Source organism: Curtobacterium sp. B18 (genome assembly GCF_000333375.1).
In the GTDB taxonomy this organism is placed as follows: domain Bacteria; phylum Actinomycetota; class Actinomycetes; order Actinomycetales; family Microbacteriaceae; genus Curtobacterium.
Window position 1 is genome coordinate 1 of record NZ_BACZ01000347.1, and the last position, 2336, is coordinate 2336.

Sequence of the window (2336 nt, forward strand, 5' to 3'; positions counted from 1 at the left end):
ATCATCGTCGGTGACGGCGAGAACGCGGCGCCGAGCGACGTCTCGGTGACCTGGCCCCGCGACACCGCGACCCCGAGCGTCGGTCCGCTGCTCGTGGCCGGTGGTGTCTTCCTCGTGGGCGGCATCGTCCTGCTCGTCTGGGCCTTCGTGCACCAGCGTCGTGGTCGTGGGCCGCGCCGACGCAGCGGGGGATCCCGTCCGCCGCGCGTCCGGGCCTCCCGCCGTGCCGCCGCAGCCGGCGCGCAGGTTCCGGTCCGCGGTCGCCGCGGCCGTCGCGCACTGGTGGCGGTCCCGGTGGTGCTCGTCGGCGCCCTCGGCCTCGCCGGCTGCTCCTCCGACTACTGGCCGCAGGGCGGGTCGGCGGCCACCCCGACCCCGACCGCGACCGCGACTGGCACGGCCGTGCAGAACGAGCCGACCGCCGCGACGAAGCAGCAGATCACGCGCATCGTCCAGCGCGTGGCCGAGGTCGCGAAGAAGGCCGACGACGCCCGTGACGCCGAGATCGCGGCCGAGCGCTTCACCGGCGCCGCCCTCGACCTGCGCGAGGCGAACTACACGATCCGCGGCAAGGACGCGGACGTCGACGCACCGCCGGCGATCTCGGCCGGCCAGGTGTGCGTGGCGCTGCCGCAGCAGACCGACTCGTGGCCGCGCACGGTGTTCGCCGTCGTCGCCGAGGACTGCGACGCCAAGTCGGCCCCCCAGGCGCTGACGCTCGTGCAGGACTCCGCCCGCGACGACTACAAGGTCGCGTACGACGTCTCGCTCGAGGCCGCGGCGAAGATCCCGAGCCTCGCGCCCACGTCGATCGGTGCCGCCCTGCTCGCGTCGAACACGAAGCTGCTCTCGATCGCCCCGGACGAGATCGCGACCGCGTACGGCGACATCCTGTCGAAGGACTCGGACAGCTCGTACGCGTCGCTCTTCCAGTCCGACGGCGACGGCCTCCGGTCGACCATCGGCAAGGCCTACAAGGACAAGAAGTCCGAGTCGCTGCCGGACACCGCGAAGATCGAGTACTCGTCCGAGGTGCCCGACGACAGCGCGGTGGCGATCGCGACCGACGGCGCCGGCGCGCTCGTGTCCGCCGACCTGAACGAGGTCGAGAAGGTCACGCCGACCGCCGCCGGAGCCGAGGTCAACACCGAGGGCGCGGTCAAGGCGCTCTCCGGCGTCGACTCCAGCACGAAGGGCATCAGCGCCACCTACGGCGTGCAGCTGCTCTTCTACGTGCCCCCGGTGGGCACCGATGACAAGGTGGTCCTGCTCGGGTTCACGCAGGGCCTGACAGCAGCGAGTGAGGTGCAATGACCAACGTCCCCCCGACCCCGTCCGGTCTCCGCGGAGCCGTCGACCTGTCGTCCCTGGTGGACCGCGCCCAGCGGCCCCCGCAGCCCGGTGGTGCTCCCTCCGGTGCGGCGGGCACCGGGCCCGGTGCCGCCGTCGACGGCGCTGCCGGCAGCGAGACCGGCGCGGACCTGACGGTCCCGTCGCTCGTCCTCGACGTCACCGACCAGACGTTCCAGGACGTCCTGCAGCTGTCCACGATCGTCCCGGTGATCGTCGACATCTGGGCCGAGTGGTGCGGGCCGTGCAAGCAGCTCTCGCCGATCCTCGAGCAGCTCACCGCCGAGTACGACGGCCGTGTGCTGCTCGCCAAGGTGGACGCCGACACGAACCCGCAGCTCGTGCAGGCGTTCCAGGCGCAGTCGATCCCGACCGTGGCCGCGCTCATCGGAGGACGCCCGCTCGGTCTCTTCGTCGGTGCGCTCCCCGAGGCGCAGGTCCGCGACGTCTACGAGCAGGTCCTCGCCGCCGCCGAGCAGAACGGCGTCTCCGGGCGCGTGCACGTCGACGGTGCCCCGGCGACCGACACCGTGGAGCAGGGCGAGCCCGAGCCGGAGCCGCTCCCGCCGCACCACCAGGCGGCGTACGACGCGATCGAGCAGGGTGACTTCGCCACCGCGATCCAGGAGTACAAGACCGCGATCGCGCAGGACCCGCACGACCAGATGGCGGTCGCGGGTCTGGCGCAGGTCTCGCTGCTCGACCGGCTCGACGGGCGAACAGCTGACGACATCCGTGCCGCTGCCGCCGCCGGGCCGTCCGACGTCCCGGCGCAGCTCGCGGTCGCGGACCTCGACGTCTCCGGTGGGCACGTCGAGGACGCGTTCGGTCGGCTGCTCGACCTCGTCCCGACGGTGTTCGGCGACGACCGCGAAGCCCTGCGCGTCCGGCTCGTCGAGTACTTCGAGCTGATCGGCGCCGAGAATCCGCGTGTCGTCGCGGCCCGACGACGCCTGGCGGAGCGCCTGTACTGACCGCTCGCCCGT

General features: G+C 72.8%; 2 protein-coding genes. Both read left to right on the plus strand.

Features of this window, described 5'->3' with window-relative positions; all coding sequences use genetic code 11:
- Positions 1-1314 (plus strand): hypothetical protein (locus tag I5E_RS25390; RefSeq protein WP_031262046.1); only part of this gene is annotated, 1314 nt, incomplete at its 5' end.
- Complete coding sequence (locus I5E_RS09585; RefSeq protein WP_022906784.1) at positions 1311-2324, plus strand: tetratricopeptide repeat protein; 1014 nt, start codon at positions 1311-1313, stop codon at positions 2322-2324. The genes I5E_RS25390 and I5E_RS09585, both read left to right, overlap by 4 nt.
- Positions 2325-2336: the final 12 nt, after the last annotated feature.

What these genes read in the sequence shown, in the direction of transcription:
- I5E_RS09585 (WP_022906784.1), top strand. Translation starts at nt 1,311, where the DNA reads ATGACCAACGTCCCCCCGACCCCGTCCGGTCTCCGCGGAGCCGTCGAC.